This window comes from Erwinia phyllosphaerae (genome assembly GCF_019132875.1).
GTDB classification, from domain to species: Bacteria; Pseudomonadota; Gammaproteobacteria; order Enterobacterales; family Enterobacteriaceae; genus Erwinia; species Erwinia phyllosphaerae.
Map to the genome: position 1 here is coordinate 103,298 of NZ_JAHSPF010000003.1, position 18,166 is coordinate 121,463.

An 18,166-nucleotide genomic window follows, 5' to 3' on the forward strand; every position below is an offset into this window, starting at 1 on the left:
GATGTATTACGGTTTTGACGTCGGCGGCAGCAAAATTGCGCTTGGCGTTTATAATGCGGCGCGCCAGCAAATCTGGCACAAGCGCGTCGCCACGCCAACGCAGGATTACGCAGAGCTGCTGGCTAGGCTGGTGGCGCTAACGCACGAGGCCGACGCGTTTTGCGGTGAGCCAGGTAGCATAGGCATGGGCATACCCGGATTGCCCGTGCCGGATGACGGCACGGTATTTACCGCCAACATTCCGGCCGCGCAGGGGCAGCGTCTTCAGGCGGATCTCAGCCAACGGCTGGGCCGCGATGTGCGTATTGATAACGACGCCAACTGTTTTGCACTGTCGGAAGCCTGGGACGACGAGTTTAAAGCCTATCCGGTGGTGCTGGGCCTGATTTTAGGTACGGGCGTGGGCGGCGGCCTGGTGATTGAAGGCAAAACGCTGACCGGACGCAATTTTGTTGCGGGCGAATTTGGGCATATGCGCCTGCCGCTTGACGCGCTGGAAGTCCTTGGGCGCGATGTGGTACAGCCACTGTGCGGCTGCGGCAAGCGTGGCTGCATTGAGCCGTGGCTGTCGGGGCCGGGTTTTGCTCGCCTGTGGCGGCTACACTATCAGTCAGATCTTAGCGCACCAGAGATAGCCAGCCGCTATTATCAGCAGGACGAGCAGGCTATTGCCCATACCGCGCGCTACCAGGCGCTGTTGGCAGTTTGCCTGGCAAACTGGCTGACGCTGGTGGACCCACATCTGGTGGTGCTGGGCGGAGGCCTGTCTGGTTTTGACGCGCTCTATGACGGACTGGCGCAGCAGGTAGCGAAGCACCTGTTGCCGGGCGCAAAGCCGCCACGCTTTGCCAAAGCCCGTCATGGAGATGCAGGCGGCATGCGCGGCGCCGCCTTTCTGCACATTAAGGATTAGAGGATTTATCATGCGTACACCCCGTCGCCGGTTGAGGCTGGCCCGCTATAAGAAAAACCGCCGCAAAGTGCAGCAGCGTTTTCGCCAGCGCATTTTCGAACGCGACCGCACTCTGGAGATCGCCCAGCATCCATTACCGCGCGTGGTGGTGCTGACCGGCGCAGGCATTTCCGCCGAGTCTGGCATTCAGACTTTCCGTGCGGCTGACGGCCTGTGGGAAGAGCATAAGGTGGAAGAGGTGGCGACGCCGGAGGGTTTTGCCCGCAATCCGCAAAAAGTACAGGCGTTTTATAACGCACGTCGCCGTCAGCTTATGCAGACGGATGAGATTACACCCAATGCCGCTCATGCAGCGCTGGCGGAGCTTGAAGCGGCGCTGGGTGACCACTTCCTGCTGGTCACGCAAAATATCGATAATCTGCATGAACGCGCAGGCAGCCGCCACGTTATTCACATGCACGGCGAACTGCTAAAGGTACGCTGCGTTTCCAGCGGCCAGGTGCTGCACTGGCAGGGCGACGTAACAGAGGACGATCGCTGTCACTGCTGTCAGTTTCCTTCCGTGCTGCGGCCGCATATCGTGTGGTTTGGCGAGATGCCGCTGCAAATGGATGAGATTTATCAGGCGCTGGCGCAGGCGGACTATTTTATTGCTATCGGCACTTCCGGCCACGTTTACCCGGCGGCGGGCTTTGTGCATGAAGCGAAATTACAGGGTGCGCATACCGTCGAGCTGAATCTGGAACCGAGCCAGGTAGGCAGCGAGTTTGAAGAAAAAGAGTACGGGCTGGCGAGCGAAGTGGTGCCGAGGTTTGTGCATAAAATGCTGGCGAAAATTAAGTAGCAGAGTCGCGAGGGAAGTTGTTGCCGGGCAGGCGACTGTGTCGCTGGGACAGTCGCTGCTGGATTGGTGCAAAGCAGTGGGCAGCAGAGCAATGGCCAGGCTGAATAAAAATGTTAAGGCTAAACGGTTTTCCTTTGTGGCAGCGCCAGAACCAGATGCGCGATAATGCCGCCAATAAGCCCCCAGAATGCCGCGCCAATACCCAGCAGCGAAAGGCCGGAAGCGGTAATCAAAAAGGTAATCACTGCTGCTTCACGCTGTTTATCTTCTGCCAGCGCGCGCTGTAAGCTTCCCGCTATCGTTCCCAGCAGCGCCAGTCCGGCAATGGTATGGATTAGTGCTGGCGGGAGCGCGCTGAACAGCTGGCCAATCGCACCGCCGAACAAACCAGCCAGTAAATAGAAAAAGCCTGCGCACGCTGCGCCCCAGTAACGCCGTTGCGGATCCGGATGCACATCCGGCCCCATACAGATGGCGGCGGTAATGGCCGCAATACAGACGGAAAATCCGCCGAAAGGGGACAGCAGCAGCGAGGCCAGTCCGGTCCAGCTCATCAGCGGCGAAATCGGCACCTGATAGCCAGCTGCCTTTAACGTAGCGATGCCCGGCGCGTTCTGCGAGGCCATCGTCACCACAAAGAAAGGCACGCCGATACCCAGCAGCGTCGACCAGCTGAAGTGCGGCATAATAAATTGCGGCACGGCAAAAGCCAGCGGCTGGTGCAAAAAGTGAATTTCACCTTTCAGGGCCGCGACGGCCAGCCCAACCAGCAGCGTCAGGACAATGGCGTAGCGCGGCAGAAAGCGACGGGCGAGCAGATAAGCCAGACACATACTGGCCGTCAGCACAAAATCAGGTTGTAGCGAAACAAAGGCATCCAGGCCAAAACGCAGCAGAATACCTGCCAGCATCGCGGCAGAAATCGCCTGAGGAATATGATTCATCAGGCGCGCAAACAGCCCGGTTACGCCGCAAAGAAAAATCAGCCCCGAGGCGAAAATAAATACGCCAATCGTGTCCGCCATTGAGGTGCCGGGCAGGCTGGTGACCAGCAGCGCGGCGCCAGGCGTTGACCAGGCCGTCAGCACGGGCGCGCGATAATACAGCGAGAGCCCAATCGAGGTGATTCCCATTGCCAGGCCCAGCATGCTCAGCCAGCCGCCAAGCTGAGCGGTGGTGGCGCCTGCGGCACCGGCAGCCTGAAAGATAATCGCGGCGGAGCTGGTATAGCCTACCAGCACGGCGACAAAACCCGCCACGAGGGCTGGCAAAGTAAGATGACGTAATGAAAAAGCAGGCCGCATAACCTTCTCCGCGTTGACCGTTATAACGCACAAACCGATGGTGTGCGTTATAATGCACAAGCGCTATACTGTCAAAAAAAAGGAGGAGAGTGATGACGCAGGCACTGCCGGAACCTGGCCGGATGCTAAAAACGCTCCGCCTGGCGCGCGAATGGAGTCTTAGCCAGACCGCCGCGCAAACAGGCGTGAGCAAAGCGATGCTGGGCCAGATAGAGCGCGGCGAATCCAGCCCCACGGTTGCGACGCTGTGGAAGATAGCCACGGGCTTTAACGTACCGTTCTCGCTGTTTATTACGGCGGAAGCCTCAAATGCGGAGATTCTTCGTAGCGAAGAAACCCGACGCTGGCAGCAACAAAATAGCGCTATGCAGATTAGCTCACTGTTTCCTTTCGACCCGCAGCTAGGCTTCGATATGCTGGTGGTAGAGCTGGCTGCTGGTGCCCTTAGTGAATCCTCGGCCCACGACAGCGGCGTTATTGAGCACGTGGTAGTGATTGCAGGCGAGCTACAGCTGGCGATTGGCGAGCAATGGCATACGCTTAAAGCGGGTGAAGGGCTGCGCTTTCAGGCGGACGTCTCGCACAGCTATCGTAACAGCAGCACGCAATCGGTACGTTTCCATAGCCTGATCCATTATCCGGGTGGTAAAGCGAACCGTTAACAGGACGACGCCGCGCAGGCACTTTTCATTCAACTGACCTGACGCAATAAACGCCAGGCAAAAAGACAGATAATAAACATCCGCACTCAGAGGGAAGGCTGATGAATAATTTACTCGATCGCTTTTTACACTATGTCTCATTTGACACACAGTCTAAAGCTCACACCCGCCAGGTTCCCAGTACCGATGGGCAATGGCAGCTGGCCCGCGAGCTGAAAAAAGAACTGGAAGCGCTGGGTTTAAGCAACGTCACGCTGAGCACCCACGCCGTGGTAATGGCAACATTACCCGCGAACGTCGACTGGTCGGTCCCCACCATCGGTTTTATCTCCCATATGGATACCTCACCGGATTTTACCGGTAAAAATGTCAATCCACAGATTGTGGAAAACTATCGCGGCGGCGATATTGCTCTGGGCGTAGGGACAGAAGTGCTGTCACCGGTTATGTTTCCCGTGCTGCACCGCCTGACGGGACACACGCTGATCACCACCGATGGCAAAACGCTGCTGGGCGCTGATGATAAGGCGGGCGTGGCAGAAATTGTCACGGCAATCGCCCGGCTAAAAAATGAAAATATTCCGCACGGCGATATTCGCATTGCCTTTACACCAGACGAAGAGACGGGCAAAGGTACCAGCTGCTTTGACGTGGCGGCTTTTGGCGCTGACTGGGCTTACACAATGGACGGCAGCGATCTGGGTGAATTTGAATATGAAAACTTCAATGCCGCTTCCGCCACGGTAAAAATCACCGGTAATAATGTGCATCCGGGCAGTGCGAAAGGCGTGATGGTCAACGCGCTGGATCTGGCCATGCGTTTTCATGCGGCGATGCCGCAAAAAGAAGTGCCAGAGCAGACTGAAGGCTATGAGGGTTTTTATCATCTGCACGGTATCAAGGGCTGCGTGGATAAAGCCGAGCTGCACTACATTATTCGCGACTTTGACCGCAACAGTTTTAACGCGAGAAAGCAGACGCTGAAAGATATTGCCGCGACGCTGGCAAAGGACCAGCCAAAGGAAACGGCGATTGAAGTACAGACAGAAGACAGCTACTTCAATATGCGTGAAAAAGTGGAGGCGCATCCGCATATTATCGAGCTGGCGCTTCAGGCGATGCGCGACTGTGACATTGAGCCGAAGACGAAGCCGATACGCGGCGGCACGGATGGCGCAGCGCTGTCGTTCAAGGGGTTACCTTGTCCCAATATCTTTACCGGCGGCTATAACTACCACGGCAAGCATGAGTTTGCCTCGCTGGATATTATGGAAAAAGCAGTTGCGGTGATTGTGCGTATTGCCACGCTAACTGCCGAGCAGGCGAAAAAGTCATAGTGTTCGGGCCGCGACGTCCCTGTCGCGGCACGCTTTATTTATCTTCTTCGTCAGAATAGCAGTCAGGCCGTGATGACTATTCTTCTTCGCCAGAATAGCAGTCAGGCCGTGATAACTACTCTTCTTCGCTAAAGTACCAGTAACCGCTGTTTACCAGCGCTGCCAGCTGTGCCAGGAAGGATGGGTCATTTAACGCTTCGCCCAGTGCTTCCGCGCTCAGCGAATGATGGTTCGCCAGCACGCGCAGCGCCTGTGGCTGCTGGGATTCCAGCTTCTCACCGTTAACAAAGACGGCTTCGCCAATCGACAGCACGCGCAGGCCACCCAGGCGTTGCAGCCTGTCGCCCTGTTGCAGCGCATCGTAAATCTCATCAGGCTGATAAGGCGGTTCCGGCGGCGCAACGTCCAGCTCGTGACGCGACTGGGAGATAAATTCGCCAAACCACTGGTTAAAGTGCTCCGGCTGGTTAATCACTTCCAGCATCATCTCGCGGATGCCGTCCAGTTCCTGCGGAAGGATCTCCGCGGTGTTTTCACGCGCGGGCACATCCGGGTCGGTAAAGCGACGGCTGCCCAGCTCGCGCGAAAGAACGTAATCCGCAAAGCCGCTGATTAGCTCGCGGCCGCTTGGCGCACGAAAGCCTACTGAATAGTTGATGGCGCTTTCCAGCGAGTAGCCTTCATGCGGGAATCCTGGCGGGATATAAAGAATGTCGCCCGGCTCCATCTCTTCATCAATAATGGCGTCAAACGGCTCTACCTGCAGTAAATCGGGGTGCGGGCAGTGCTGTTTCATCGCCACTTTTTCGCCCACGCGCCAGCGACGGCGTCCGGTTCCCTGAATAATGAAGACGTCGTACTGGTCCAGATGCGGGCCAACGCCGCCGCCGGGCACGGAGAAGGAGATCATCAGATCGTCGGTGCGCCAGTCGGGCAGAAAACGGAAAGGGCGCATCAGCGCGGCAGAAGGCTCATGCCAGTGATCGACCGCCTGTACCAGCAGCGACCAGTTGTGCTCGCCAAGGTGGTCGTAATTTTCGAACGGGCCGTGGGCAACCTGCCACTTGTCGTCCTCATGGCTAACCAGCCGACTATCGACCTCGTTTTCCATCGCCAGACCAGCCAGTTCGTCCGGCGAAATAGGGTCGACAAAATTTTTAAAGCCGCGCTTAAGCACGACCGGCCGTTTCTGCCAGTAGCGCTGAATAAAATCGGGCCAGTTAAGATCGAGCTGATAGTCCATATTGCGAGTTCCTGAAACGCTGAATTTTATCGATTATAACAGCGGGGAAGAAGAGCGGGGAAAAGCATTTGCGGCGGCTGCCGCAAACTGGGCTATTCGCCGGGGTGTAGGCCTTCCTGACGTTTAAAAATGACCTCCATTCTGGCACCGCCCAGCTCGCTGGTGGAGGCAATAATATCGCCCGCATATTGCTCAAGAATATCGCGAGCAACCGCCAATCCTAAGCCTTGTCCTGGCCGCAATGTATCGGCCCGCTGCCCACGGATAAAGATCATATCGCGTTTGCTTTCCGGAATGCCCGGACCGTCATCTTCAACAATCAGATGTAGCTCGTCATCGGTCTGGCGACCGCGAATTTCAACAAACTCCAGACAATATTTGCAGGCGTTATCCAGCACGTTACCCATTACTTCCATAAAGTCGTTCTGTTCGCCGATAAAGGTGATCTCTGGCGAGAGATCCAGCGTCAGTTCAACGCCCTTTAACTGATAAACCTTGTTCAGCGCCGAGCAAAGACCATCGAGCAGGCCGGGAACGGAATGCAGCTCGCGTTTCAGAACGTTATGATCGGCCTGCATGCTGGCACGGTGCAGATAGTAGCCAATTTGCTGTGAGATGCGGCTGATCTGCTCCAGCATGATAGGTTCAGCCTGCTCAATCGAGAGATTGCGGCCGCCGCGCAGCGATCGCAGCGTGGTTTGCAGTACCGCCAGCGGCGTTTTCAGGCTGTGCGTCAGATCGCTGAGCGTGGTGCGATAACGGGTATAGCGCTGGCGCTCGTTATCCAGCAGGAAATTAAGGTTGCGCACCAGGCTTTTTAGCTCCTGCGGCGTTTCGTCGGCCAGCGTTTCGCGCGTACCGTGCTCAAGCTCACGCAGCTGTGCGGCAAGTGACCCAATAGGCCGCAAGCTCCAGTGCGCGGCAAGCCACAGCAAAGGGATAACCAGCAGCAGATTGACCAGCAGCACATAGCTGAACCACGACCAGACCACGTCCGAATGCTGTAGCTCTTGCGGAATCGAGTCCACCACTACCACGGTGAGCGCCGGGAGTGAGGTGGTGGCCGCGTAACGGTTGACCGCTACCGAGTGGGTAAAGGTATCGTTATTATTATCGTCATAGGCGGTCAGCTTATTCTGTGCATCCGGGTTATTACCCAGCGCGCGACGGCTGGTGCTGTTATCGGCGTCGATTTCGTAAAAGTCGGCGCGCTTCAGCCATTCACGCTTGATGCGGGTGCGAATTTCCGGCACGTCCCGCAGCTGCCAGAGCAGCTTGCCATCTTCGTTGTAAATAAAGACCAGCGTCGGGAAGTTAAGCGAGACCCGTTCCGGCTGCGCGATGGTTAACTGATGGTTTTGCCACTGTGCCAGCGTAAAAAACAGATTGCTTTCCGCGCGCATAACCCGATAGGTATTTTTATCGAAGCTGACCACATAGCCCACTACCGCCACCATGCCGTAGGAGAGTGACAGGATCAGGACGACCGCAGCCGTGGCAAGGAGAAAGCGGGCACGTAGCGAAAAGGGCGTTTCAGGACGAAAGAGCGACATTAAAGATCGAACCGGTAACCTTGTCCGCGGACGGTAGTAATCACATCTTGCGGATAAACGGCCTGGATTTTTTTACGCAAGCGACCCATCAGTACGTCAATGGTATGGCTTTCACGCAGTTCAGCATCGGGATAAAGCTGTAACATCAGCGAATCTTTACTGACAACCTTTCCGGCGTTGCGGATCAGCGTTTCGATAATGGTATATTCAAAGGCGGTCAGCTTAATCTGCTGCTCGTCAATACTCAGTTCCCGCCGGGAAAGATCAACCTGGAAAGGTGCGAGGGTAATAATCTGCGAGGCAAGTCCGCTGTTGCGACGCATTAGCGCCTGCATGCGGGCAACCACTTCTTCAATATGAAACGGTTTAGTCACGTAGTCGTCGGCACCGGCTTCAAGCGCTTCAACCTTGGCCTGCCAGCCTTCGCGAGCGGTCAATACCAGAATGGGCTGCTTCACTTCCAGACCACGCCAGCGGCGGATCATAGTCATGCCGTCTTCATCGGGCAGGCCCAGATCCACCAGGGTAATATCGGGGGTGTGTTCATTAAGGAAATAATCCGCTTCTTTAGCGTCTTCTGCCGCATCAACCTGATGACCCATTTCGCGCAGCTGGACGGCCAGATGGTGACGCAGCAGGGGATTATCTTCCACTATCAGTACGCGCATAACATTATCCTTTCTGTAGATTCGGTCAAAGACCGGGCCTGATTTTTATCTGAGAAAAGTATAGGTTAAAGCAGGTAAACAACAGGTTAACACAGGCCGACTTGCGTCGGCCTGAAAAGAGTATGGCAGGTTGTAGAATTAATTAAACGCAGCGCCGCAATTACGGCAGTTCATCAACCATTTGCACGGCGCGGCCAAGGTAGTTTGCTGGCGTCATCAGCTTCAGGCGCGTTTTCTCTTCTTCCGGCAGTTCCAGCCCATCGATAAAGGCTTTCATACCCGCTGCATCAACACGTTTGCCGCGCGTCAGCTCTTTAAGCTTCTCGTACGGCTTTTCGATGCCGTAGCGGCGCATCACGGTCTGGATCGGCTCTGCCAGTACTTCCCAGTTGTGATCCAGCTCGTCCAGCAGGCGGTCACGGTTAACTTCCAGCTTGGAAACGCCTTTCAGCGTCGCCTGATAGGCGATCAGCGCATAGCCCATGCCAACGCCCAGGTTACGTAATACCGTAGAGTCAGTGAGATCGCGCTGCCAGCGGGAAACCGGCAGTTTGCTGGCCAGATGCTGCATCACCGCGTTCGCCAGGCCCAGATTACCCTCGGAGTTTTCGAAGTCGATCGGGTTAACTTTATGCGGCATGGTAGAAGAACCAATTTCGCCTGCAATGGTTTTCTGTTTGAAGTGGTTCAGCGCAATGTAGCCCCACACGTCGCGGTCGAAATCGATCAGGATGGTGTTGAAGCGAGCGATACAGTCAAACATTTCGGCAATGTAATCGTGCGGTTCGATCTGCGTGGTATACGGGTTCCAGGTGATGCCCAGAGAGGTCACAAAACTTTCGCTCATCTGATGCCAGTCAACTTCCGGATAGGCGGCAATGTGGGCATTATAGTTACCTACCGCGCCGTTGATTTTGCCCAGTACTTCAATGCGTTCCAGCTGACGCAGCTGACGCTCAAAGCGGTAAGCAACGTTGGCCATCTCTTTGCCCAGCGTAGAAGGGGTAGCGGGCTGACCATGCGTGCGGGAAAGCAGCGGAATATCACGATACTGCACCGCCAGATCTTTTACTGCCGCAATGATTTTGTTCCAGTAAGGCACGACAACTTCGCGACGGGCCGTTTCCAGCATCAGCGCGTGAGACAGGTTGTTGATGTCTTCTGAAGTACAGGCAAAGTGAATAAATTCCGACACGGCGTGCAGTGCGGCAACCGGCTCCACTTTCTCTTTCAGAAAATATTCTACCGCTTTGACGTCATGATTGGTGGTGCGCTCGATGGTTTTGATGCGTGCCGCGTCTTCTTCGTTGAAATTAGCCACAATTGCATCAAGGTAAGCGTTTGCGTCAGCATCAAATGCAGGAACTTCCTTGATCTCTGCGCAGGCGGCCAGTTTTTGTAACCAGCGTACTTCAACCTCGACGCGGAATTTCAGCAGGCCAAATTCGCTGAAAATAGCGCGCAGCGGGCTGACTTTGTCGCCATAACGACCATCAATCGGGGAGACGGCAGTCAGAGAGGATAATTCCATCAGTGTAACTCCTGAAGATTAAAGAGATTGGGAACAACGGGATAAAATTTGCTTCGCCTCGGTGACGAGACGATTTCGGGAAAACATCAGCTGCAGTCGGCCACCGCCAACCTGCTGCCAGAGTACCGCAGCGCGGATACCGGCCAGAAGCGCGGCGCGAACTTTGCTCTGAATTTGCGAGTTTTGCAGCACGGCGGGCGAGCCGGTCACCTGGATGCGCGGGCCAAGCGGGCTAATGACGTCGACATAAATCGCCGCCATTGCGCTGAGCAGCGTATCGGACTCTAAATCGTAATGTACCAGCTGGCGGTCAAGCTGCGCGATGCGCTTTGACAGATCGTCCAGCGCCGTTTTGCTGGCGCTCAGCTTGCGCTCCAGCACCATCATGCTCAGCGTATAGCGGGTTAACTCTGCGCCCGCACCGTGGCGGCTGCTGCTGTTCAGCACCGCAATCAGCGTTTCTAAACCGAAACGTAAATTTTCCTCTTTACCGCCGTAAACGGCCAGGGTGGAAGAGGGATTCAGATCGACAACGCTTTCCAGTGACACCTTCAGCGACTCTGGCGGGCAGTGCCCCTGATGCGCCAGCTGCTGGACCAGATGTGCCGACTGGCAGATGCCCGCGAGAGCCAGCGTAATATCATAAAAATTTTTCGCCACGGTAACTCCTGTATGCGCCGGTAAGGCGGAAAAGCCGGGCAGGCGCCCGGCAAAATCCTTAAAGCGGCAGACGCTCTTCAATAATGCCGCCGCCCAGGCAAACTTCGCCCTGATAAAACACCGCCGACTGGCCTGGCGTCACGGCCGCAACCGGCTCGTCAAAGCGAACTTCCAGCCTGTCGGCGTCCAGCGGCGTTACCGTGCAGGGAATATCGCCCTGGCGATAGCGGGTTTTTACCGTACAGCGGAAGGACGCCGTTATCGTCTCACGATCGACCAGATGCAGCTGCTGGGCAATCAGCCCAACCGACATCAGACGCGGGTGGTCATGGCCCTGGGCGACAACCAGCAGGTTGTTTGCCACATCCTTATCCACCACGTACCACGGCTCTTCGCTGCCTTCTTTGGTGCCGCCAATGCCTAACCCTTTACGCTGGCCCAGCGTATGGTACATCAGACCCTGGTGTTCACCGACTACTTCGCCTTCCGTGCTGACAATGCGGCCAGGCTGGGCTGGCAAATAGCGGCCCAGGAAATCGCGGAATTTACGTTCGCCGATAAAGCAGATACCGGTAGAATCTTTTTTCTTCGCCGTCACCAGCTCCAGCTCTTCCGCGATGCGGCGCACTTCCGGCTTGGCCAGTTCGCCAACGGGAAACAGGCTTTGCGCAATCTGCTCATGGCCCAGCGTATAGAGGAAGTAGCTCTGGTCTTTGTTATCGTCCAGGCCGCGCAGCAGCTGGCTTTTACCGGCAACATCCTGACGGCGCACGTAGTGGCCGGTGGCGATGAAATCCGCACCCAGATCTTCGGCAGCGAATTCCAGAAAGGCTTTAAATTTGATCTCTTTATTGCAGAGAATATCCGGGTTCGGCGTGCGGCCAGCCTTATATTCTTCAAGGAAGTGCTCGAACACGTTGTCCCAGTATTCCGCCGCAAAGTTTACCGTGTGCAGATGAATGCCCAGCTTGTCGCAAACGGCCTGCGCATCCGCCAGATCTTCTGCGGCGGTACAGTACTCCTCACCGTCGTCCTCCTCCCAGTTCTTCATAAACAGGCCTTCTACCTGATAGCCCTGCTGTTGCAGTAACCAGGCGGAAACGGAGGAGTCCACACCGCCGGACATACCGACGATCACTTTTTTATTTAACGACATGAGAAGTACCCGACTTTGAGTTGCAGTTAAAGGCTGCACTTTAAAATTGCGGCGTATTCTATCACGCGTCAGCGGCGGGCGCATCCTCGCTAAAGGGCCACTGAAAAGCGCTCAGCAGCTCAAGCGGATAGCGGGTTCCCTGCTGGTAAATTCGTAAACTTTCGGCAACCAGCGGAGAACGAAGCTTTTTCGCGCCGAAAATCTCTTCCGGCGGCAGCCATAAAGCGCGATCGATATCGCGATCCTGCGGATAAGCGGGCAGCATTTTTGGTAAATCCAGCGCAAACAGAAAACGCAAAAAAGGTGTGTCGTCAGGCGCTATCCACTGATGAAGATGCAGAAAAGCCTGCGGCACACCCTCAATGCCGGTCTCCTCATACAGCTCACGCGCGGCGGCCTGCAACAGCGTTTCGTTGGCTTCCAGATGACCGGCAGGCTGATTCAGGGTCGCACGACCTCGTACCATCTCTTCTACCACCAGAAAGTGACCTTCCGCCTGGACCACGGTTGCTACGGTAACGTGCGGCTTAAACATGGCTGACTCCTTGCTGTTTTTAGTCGGGGAACTCGCTGGTGACGTCTCGCCATTCACCGGGCGATAAGTTTTCCAGTTCTACTTTGCCCATCGCAAAGCGGATTAAACGTAAAGTAGGGTAGCCGATATGGGCCGTCATGCGGCGCACCTGACGGTTTCGTCCTTCATACAGCGTGATCTTCAGCCAGCTGGTGGGAATGGCTTTTCGTTCACGAATCGGCGGATTACGCGGCCAGATCCATGCGGGTTCGGCGACGATTTCTACGCCGGCCGCCAGGGTCGGGCCATCTTTCAGATTAACGCCATCACGCAGCGGCTGAATATCGCTTTCCTGAGGTGCGCCTTCTACCTGAACATAATAAATTTTTCCGGTACGTTTGCCTGGCTGAGTCAATTTTGCCTGTAATGCGCCATCGTTAGTCAGCACCATCAGGCCTTCGCTGTCGCGGTCCAGACGACCGGCGGCATAAATATTAGTTATTGAAATGTAATCTTTTAGCGTGCTGCGCCCGGCTTCATCGCTGAACTGCGGCAGCACGTCAAAAGGTTTGTTAAAAACGATAACACGACGTGGGCCCTTGTCGGCAGCTTTTGCGCTACGGGCCGCGCCTGGACGTTTAACATGGTGATTATTAAAGGAAGATTTACGCATAGTCATTGCACTTGTTCATAATGGGCGCATTATAACGCAAAGCGGTGAGGATTGGCGCGGCGTGAATATTCAAGTAGTATTGACCCGCATCTTACAAATCATTAACAAAAAGCGTTCTCAGGAGAGGTTAATGGAAAGCAAAGTAGTTGTTCCGGCGGAAGGTCAGAAAATCACCCTGGATCAGGGCAAACTGAACGTACCAAACAACCCAATCATCCCTTTTATTGAAGGTGACGGCATTGGCGTTGACGTGTCTCCCGTGATGATCAAGGTGGTTGATGCCGCTGTACAGAAAGCTTACAACGGTGAGCGCAAAATTTCCTGGATGGAGATTTACACCGGTGAGAAGTCAGTCGAGCTTTACGGTCAGGACGTTTGGCTGCCAGAAGAAACCCTCGATTTAATCAAAGAGTACCGTGTGGCGATCAAAGGCCCACTGACCACGCCAGTTGGCGGCGGTATTCGCTCCCTGAACGTCGCCCTGCGCCAGCAGCTGGATCTGTATATCTGTCTGCGCCCGGTACGTTATTACACCGGCACGCCAAGCCCGGTAAAACGTCCTGAAGATACCGATATGGTGATCTTCCGCGAGAACTCTGAAGATATCTATGCCGGTATCGAATGGAAAGCCGGTACGCCGGAAGCGGACAAAGTAATTAAATTCCTGCGCGACGAAATGGGCGTGAAGAAAATTCGCTTCCCTGAGCAGTGCGGTATCGGCGTTAAGCCTTGTTCGGAAGAGGGCACCAAACGCCTGGTCCGTGCAGCGATTGAGTATGCTATCACCAACGATCGCGATTCCGTGACGCTGGTACACAAAGGCAACATCATGAAGTTCACCGAAGGCGCTTTCAAAGACTGGGGTTACCAGCTGGCGAAAGAAGAGTTCGGCGGCGAGCTGATCGATGGCGGCCCATGGTTGAAAATCAAGAACCCGAACACCGGTAAAGAGATCGTTGTTAAAGACGTGATCGCCGATGCGTTCCTGCAGCAGATCCTGCTGCGTCCAGCCGAGTATGACGTTATCGCCTGTATGAACCTGAACGGTGACTACATTTCCGATGCCCTGGCGGCACAGGTTGGCGGTATCGGTATCGCGCCTGGCGCAAACATTGGCGACGAATGCGCGCTGTTTGAAGCCACTCACGGTACTGCACCTAAATATGCAGGTCAGGATAAAGTGAACCCAGGTTCCGTTATCCTGTCCGCTGAAATGATGCTGCGTCACATGGGCTGGTTCGAAGCCGCAGACCTGATTGTTAAAGGTATGGAAGGCGCGATTGCTGCCAAGACCGTTACCTATGACTTCGAACGTCTGATGGATGGCGCTAAGCTGCTGAAGTCTTCAGAGTTTGGCGATGCTATGATTCAGCATATGTAACAATCTGGCTTTAACATGAAACCAACATAGTGGTTAATTTCTTGTTGGTTTCATGTTTGCTGCTTCTCTTCCCCAAAACCTCCCCAAAACTCTTCCCCAAAACTCACAAATTGGTTTTGATAGACAGCTTCACTCGGCTCAATGGAATAAGGTATAGTGAACAAATCCTTAACATAAAAAAAAGTACAATGACCACAAATATTGTTTTTGGTGATGTAATTGCGGCAGTGGATGAGCTTTGGACTGATAATTACAAGAGACCCTCTAAAGCGCCATTCAAAAAATTTTATGTTATGGATGACTCCATAATCTTTTTGTCCGGACATATTGATCCGATTTTAGTTGCTTTGGCTACTTACGTTGAAGCGCTTGGTATAGAAGAAGATTATATTGATTCGATGAGTATGCTTGTCGAAATGGAAGGTTCTGCGTACGGTGTTATTGAGGTTGATCGAGCTACTGGCCAAGTCCTTTACTCAGAGGGTGTTGACCAAAGAACTCTCAACAATTTATCTTTTTACGGTGGAGGTTCAGGCTCCGAAGAAGCTTTAACGACTTTCATGGCTAAATTGGAAGTTTTTAAACAGGTTAACGGGACTTGCCCGGATGACACTCAAATTCAGCAACTAATGCTTTCAAGTATGGAACATGCGTTGAGAAATGATGAGTGTTCTGGTGGTGATGTATGCTTCATTCAATGGTCTAACTCAAGTTTGATAGTAGACAATCTTTGCTGGGTACCTGCTTTGGAGTTAGACACGTATCATTCGAGGATTTGCCAGTGCATTGAAGAAAGATTTGTTAGTAAGGAAGACGTTCGTGACTTAATCGCAATGATGTCCGATGAAGAACATCAAGATGCGCAGGCACTCGAATTTGAGCTTAAAATGCTTGACCAGAACAAAGCTGAAAGCTATCTTAGTAAAGATAAGTTCAATACCACCGAGGAGGAAGCAATGAAAAATAACGATTTACCAGAAACCAGAGTTGCTACTCATACGGCTGGCTTGAACAACGGCAAACCTTTTAAGGCCGCTTCCTTGAAGGCTCGTATGCTTCAAAGAAAAGCAGAAGGTCGTAAGTAGCATAACTTAAAATTAAAAAGCGCTTATGGCGCTTTTTTTTGGTTGCTATCGGGATCTTATACAAATTAATGTCCTGTTTTTACTATGATTAATTAACTTTCACTACTCCCCATTCTTTTCCTCTATCATCATTATATTTATCCGTCATTTTTTGTGATTTATGACCCAGCAGTTTTTGCGTCTCCAGCCCTTGCTCCCGATACAGGCGTTCGGACAAAGAACGTTGCTCATGAAACGTCGGGGCTGTGCCTTCCGGCCATGTTATACCGCAACGATTTCTAGCTTTTTTAAAAGTTGTCGTAATAGAATTTGCAGATACCTTATCTCCCCGCACGGCTTGTGATGTTGTGTGCCAGAAATGAACCAAGTATTTACTCAAAACAGCATCACGGCATCTGGCTACAACATCTCGTAATGACATATTTATTGCCGTACAGGTCAGATCCAGCGGAATAGCCAGACGTGAACCGGTTTTCTCCTGGGTAACGTGCAGCATATCATCCCAGATATCCGAAAACTTCATATTAGAAATGTCACCTATCCGCTGGCCGGTCACTAAAGCCAATAGCATTGCGCACTGGAGGTAGGGCGGATGTTGTTCAGCGGCGGCATAAATGGTTTTCCACTCATTGAGCGACAAGCGCTGGCGTGTCACTCTGTTTCGGGGCTGTTTTGTTGCCTGTGCCGGGTTGTAGCCTGGCGGTACATGTCCGGCGTGTTGCGCCTCTTTGAAAACGTCAATGATAGCCATCCTGACGACCTGAGCCATACGGTTATGCCCCTGTGCTTTCACCATATCAATGATTTCTGCCACTTCCAGCGCAGTAACATCTTTCAGATAAAACATCCCTGAATGTTGGCGCAATAATTCGACAGGCTTCTTCTTTTGCTTAACTGAGTTGATTTTTATTTCGCCTGATTCAAGCCGTTCTTGCTGGATTTCAAGGTAACGATCCAGCCAAGTTGTGACGGTGATAAACTCTCTTGATTCCCGCATTCTGGCAATTTTCTCGTTAACGCTGAGGATCTGACGTGTACGCTGTTCAGCGATAATGTCGTTTGCTTCACTGGCAACCTGTTTAGCTTCTGCTGCATTAGTACCGAGGCTGTGAAATTTACCAGTGACAGGGTGCTTATATTGCCAATAAACCTTACCTGTGCGCTTATCGAGTTTTGCATAGAGATTGGGAATCGTTATGTTATGCGTTCTTGGTCTGGCTGCCATCTTCAATAATCCTTTTTAATAATGGGCTGGCATTCGGGGATAATCTGGGTGTAGCCAGCATACCGGTAAATCTGGCTTCCCGATCAATCATCCACCGTCTGCCTACTTTTACTGCTGGTGGAACCATCATTTTGCTTTTTGCGTATAAATTTAAGGTGCGTGGGCTTGGCGCTTGCTCACCAAATTCTTCTTTTGCCCACGCATCTAAACTTACCATTCTGGCCATATTTACCTCACAGCCAGGTTAAACCCTGGACAGAAATATTTAAAAAATTATCTTTTTGGCGCTGGTGGCCGGATATAGAGCGCCGTACCCGCAGGCAAAGACCGGTACAGCGATGGACTGCATACCGGTTTATCGCCGGGAAATAGCGGCTCGTCTGCAATAACTTCGCCAACCGGTTTAACAGCCAGCATGTTCAGTACGATTTGCGCCAGCGCGGTGACGTCGCCGGGCTTTGCACTATCTGTTTTTTTCATGCGCTCCAGTTCGTCGCGCGAAAATTTAAAATTCATGAATAATAACCTTCTTTAATTAATTCAGGCAGCGAAACACCAAGCGCTTCTGCGTAGCGTTCACATGTAGAAACTGACGGCTGCCCTCGCAGTATCGTCTTGTGTACTGTCCCGTGAGAAATGTTTAGAGCAGCCGCTAATTGCGTTTGTTTAATACGCTTGCGTCGCATCAATTTCAGGACGGCCAGACTGAACGAAAATTTATTCACCGCCTTTCTCCACTGGACGAAAACGCTGAGCGTGGTCGTATTCTTGCTGACATGTAATTGTCCAAAGTTCTCCGGCTTTTATAACGGAAGCGAAAAAAGCCAGGCATTTGCTTTTTGCTAAGTTTTCAGCCGCCAGCGCTTTTATCAGCGCTGTCAGTTCATTTACTTGCGCTTCCAGCGCTTCAACTTTTTCCGGCCATGTCGTTTGGGATTTATCAGTCATGGTTTCTATCCTTCAAAAAAATTATCCAGTGGGTCTTGTCACTTTTGCCGGTGCGCTGCCAGACCGTCGGTTTTTGGTCTGTCAGCGTCAGGATTTGGCTCGCCGGGATCTGCGTCTCGTTCCATTTAAAAATCAGCGTCCCATGCGGCCGCAACACGCGGAATGCTTCTGTGAACCCGGCACGGATATCATCACGCCAGGTTTCTTTATTCAGCACGCCGTACTTTTTACGCATCCAGCTGCGTTCGCCGGCGCGGATTAAATGCGGTGGATCGAACACGACCTGGGAAAAACTGCAGTCTGCAAACGGCAGGGCGCGAAAATCGGCGAGCACATCCGGGCTGATGTGCAGCGCACGGCTATCACACAGAACATGCGTTTCAGCGCGGATATCTGCAAACACGGCACGCGGATCGCTTTTATCGATCCAGAACATCCGGCTACCGCATGCCATATCGAGTATTTGCAT

The 18,166-nt window shown here is 53.2% G+C and carries 21 protein-coding genes; 6 read left to right on the forward strand and 15 right to left on the reverse strand.

From position 1 onward, the window contains the following. Position 1 precedes the first annotated feature (1 nt). Positions 2-913: an N-acetylglucosamine kinase gene (gene nagK, locus KUE00_RS06260; RefSeq protein ID WP_246758804.1), complete on the forward strand. Its 912-nt coding sequence runs from the start codon at positions 2-4 to the stop codon at positions 911-913. A gap of 10 nt (positions 914-923) precedes the next feature. Next, positions 924-1,757, forward strand: a complete 834-nt coding sequence (cobB, locus tag KUE00_RS06265; RefSeq protein ID WP_246758805.1) for a Sir2 family NAD+-dependent deacetylase — start codon at positions 924-926, stop codon at positions 1,755-1,757. 119 nt (positions 1,758-1,876) lie between these two features. On the opposite strand, the gene KUE00_RS06270 is transcribed toward cobB, so the two are convergent. After that, on the reverse strand, positions 1,877-3,061 hold the full coding sequence (locus KUE00_RS06270; RefSeq protein ID WP_246758806.1) for a benzoate/H(+) symporter BenE family transporter: 1,185 nt from the start codon (positions 3,059-3,061) through the stop codon (positions 1,877-1,879). A 92-nt stretch (positions 3,062-3,153) separates the two neighbouring features. Between KUE00_RS06270 and KUE00_RS06275 the strand changes: the two genes are divergently transcribed. Beyond that, on the forward strand, positions 3,154-3,723 hold the full coding sequence (locus KUE00_RS06275; protein ID WP_246758807.1) for a helix-turn-helix domain-containing protein: 570 nt from the start codon (positions 3,154-3,156) through the stop codon (positions 3,721-3,723). A 101-nt stretch (positions 3,724-3,824) separates the two neighbouring features. Then, positions 3,825-5,060 (forward strand): peptidase T, encoded by a 1,236-nt coding sequence (gene pepT / locus KUE00_RS06280; RefSeq protein WP_246758808.1) that lies wholly within the window; start codon positions 3,825-3,827, stop codon positions 5,058-5,060. Between the two features lie 115 nt (positions 5,061-5,175). On the opposite strand, the gene KUE00_RS06285 is transcribed toward pepT, so the two are convergent. The 8 genes from KUE00_RS06285 to rluE form a co-directional block, all read right to left on the reverse strand. After that, a complete protein-coding gene (locus KUE00_RS06285; RefSeq protein WP_246758809.1) occupies positions 5,176-6,303 on the reverse strand; it encodes a ribosomal protein uL16 3-hydroxylase in 1,128 nt (375 codons plus the stop codon). A gap of 92 nt (positions 6,304-6,395) precedes the next feature. Next, positions 6,396-7,856, reverse strand: a complete 1,461-nt coding sequence (gene phoQ, locus KUE00_RS06290; protein ID WP_246758810.1) for a two-component system sensor histidine kinase PhoQ — start codon at positions 7,854-7,856, stop codon at positions 6,396-6,398. Further along, positions 7,856-8,524 (reverse strand): two-component system response regulator PhoP, encoded by a 669-nt coding sequence (gene phoP / locus KUE00_RS06295; RefSeq protein WP_246758812.1) that lies wholly within the window; start codon positions 8,522-8,524, stop codon positions 7,856-7,858. The genes phoQ and phoP overlap by 1 nt, the downstream gene beginning before the upstream one ends. Positions 8,525-8,684: 160 nt before the next feature. Beyond that, positions 8,685-10,055, reverse strand: coding sequence for an adenylosuccinate lyase (gene purB / locus KUE00_RS06300; protein ID WP_246758813.1), 1,371 nt, complete (start codon positions 10,053-10,055; stop codon positions 8,685-8,687). Positions 10,056-10,073: 18 nt separating this feature from the next. Beyond that, a complete protein-coding gene (hflD, locus tag KUE00_RS06305) occupies positions 10,074-10,715 on the reverse strand; it encodes a high frequency lysogenization protein HflD (protein ID WP_246758814.1) in 642 nt (213 codons plus the stop codon). 58 nt (positions 10,716-10,773) lie between these two features. Then, positions 10,774-11,871, reverse strand: coding sequence for a tRNA 2-thiouridine(34) synthase MnmA (mnmA, locus tag KUE00_RS06310; RefSeq protein ID WP_246758815.1), 1,098 nt, complete (start codon positions 11,869-11,871; stop codon positions 10,774-10,776). Positions 11,872-11,932: 61 nt separating this feature from the next. After that, positions 11,933-12,406: an NUDIX domain-containing protein gene (locus KUE00_RS06315; RefSeq protein ID WP_246758816.1), complete on the reverse strand. Its 474-nt coding sequence runs from the start codon at positions 12,404-12,406 to the stop codon at positions 11,933-11,935. Between the two features lie 19 nt (positions 12,407-12,425). Further along, complete coding sequence (gene rluE, locus KUE00_RS06320; protein ID WP_246758817.1) at positions 12,426-13,058, reverse strand: 23S rRNA pseudouridine(2457) synthase RluE; 633 nt, start codon at positions 13,056-13,058, stop codon at positions 12,426-12,428. A 130-nt stretch (positions 13,059-13,188) separates the two neighbouring features. Here rluE and icd point away from each other — a divergent pair, with 130 nt between their 5' ends. Then, the gene (gene icd, locus KUE00_RS06325) at positions 13,189-14,439 is read left to right on the forward strand and encodes an NADP-dependent isocitrate dehydrogenase (RefSeq protein WP_246758818.1); all 1,251 of its coding nucleotides are present in this window, start codon (positions 13,189-13,191) and stop codon (positions 14,437-14,439) included. A 188-nt stretch (positions 14,440-14,627) separates the two neighbouring features. Next, positions 14,628-15,524 (forward strand): hypothetical protein, encoded by an 897-nt coding sequence (locus tag KUE00_RS06330; RefSeq protein WP_246758819.1) that lies wholly within the window; start codon positions 14,628-14,630, stop codon positions 15,522-15,524. 88 nt (positions 15,525-15,612) lie between these two features. On the opposite strand, the gene KUE00_RS06335 is transcribed toward KUE00_RS06330, so the two are convergent. From KUE00_RS06335 to KUE00_RS06355, 6 genes are read right to left on the reverse strand one after another with little or no spacing between them, the layout of a single operon-like run. Further along, positions 15,613-16,749, reverse strand: coding sequence for a site-specific integrase (locus tag KUE00_RS06335; RefSeq protein ID WP_246758820.1), 1,137 nt, complete (start codon positions 16,747-16,749; stop codon positions 15,613-15,615). After that, positions 16,724-16,975: an excisionase gene (locus KUE00_RS06340; protein WP_246758821.1), complete on the reverse strand. Its 252-nt coding sequence runs from the start codon at positions 16,973-16,975 to the stop codon at positions 16,724-16,726. The genes KUE00_RS06335 and KUE00_RS06340 overlap by 26 nt, the downstream gene beginning before the upstream one ends. Positions 16,976-17,022: 47 nt before the next feature. Further along, the gene (locus KUE00_RS06345; protein WP_246758823.1) at positions 17,023-17,265 is read right to left on the reverse strand and encodes a hypothetical protein; all 243 of its coding nucleotides are present in this window, start codon (positions 17,263-17,265) and stop codon (positions 17,023-17,025) included. Beyond that, the gene (locus KUE00_RS21930; protein ID WP_425523568.1) at positions 17,262-17,435 is read right to left on the reverse strand and encodes a helix-turn-helix domain-containing protein; all 174 of its coding nucleotides are present in this window, start codon (positions 17,433-17,435) and stop codon (positions 17,262-17,264) included. Before KUE00_RS21930 ends, KUE00_RS06345 begins: the two co-directional genes overlap by 4 nt. A 31-nt stretch (positions 17,436-17,466) precedes the next feature. Continuing rightward, on the reverse strand, positions 17,467-17,697 hold the full coding sequence (locus KUE00_RS06350; RefSeq protein ID WP_246758824.1) for a hypothetical protein: 231 nt from the start codon (positions 17,695-17,697) through the stop codon (positions 17,467-17,469). Continuing rightward, complete coding sequence (locus tag KUE00_RS06355; RefSeq protein ID WP_246758825.1) at positions 17,690-18,166, reverse strand: class I SAM-dependent methyltransferase; 477 nt, start codon at positions 18,164-18,166, stop codon at positions 17,690-17,692. The genes KUE00_RS06350 and KUE00_RS06355 overlap by 8 nt, the downstream gene beginning before the upstream one ends.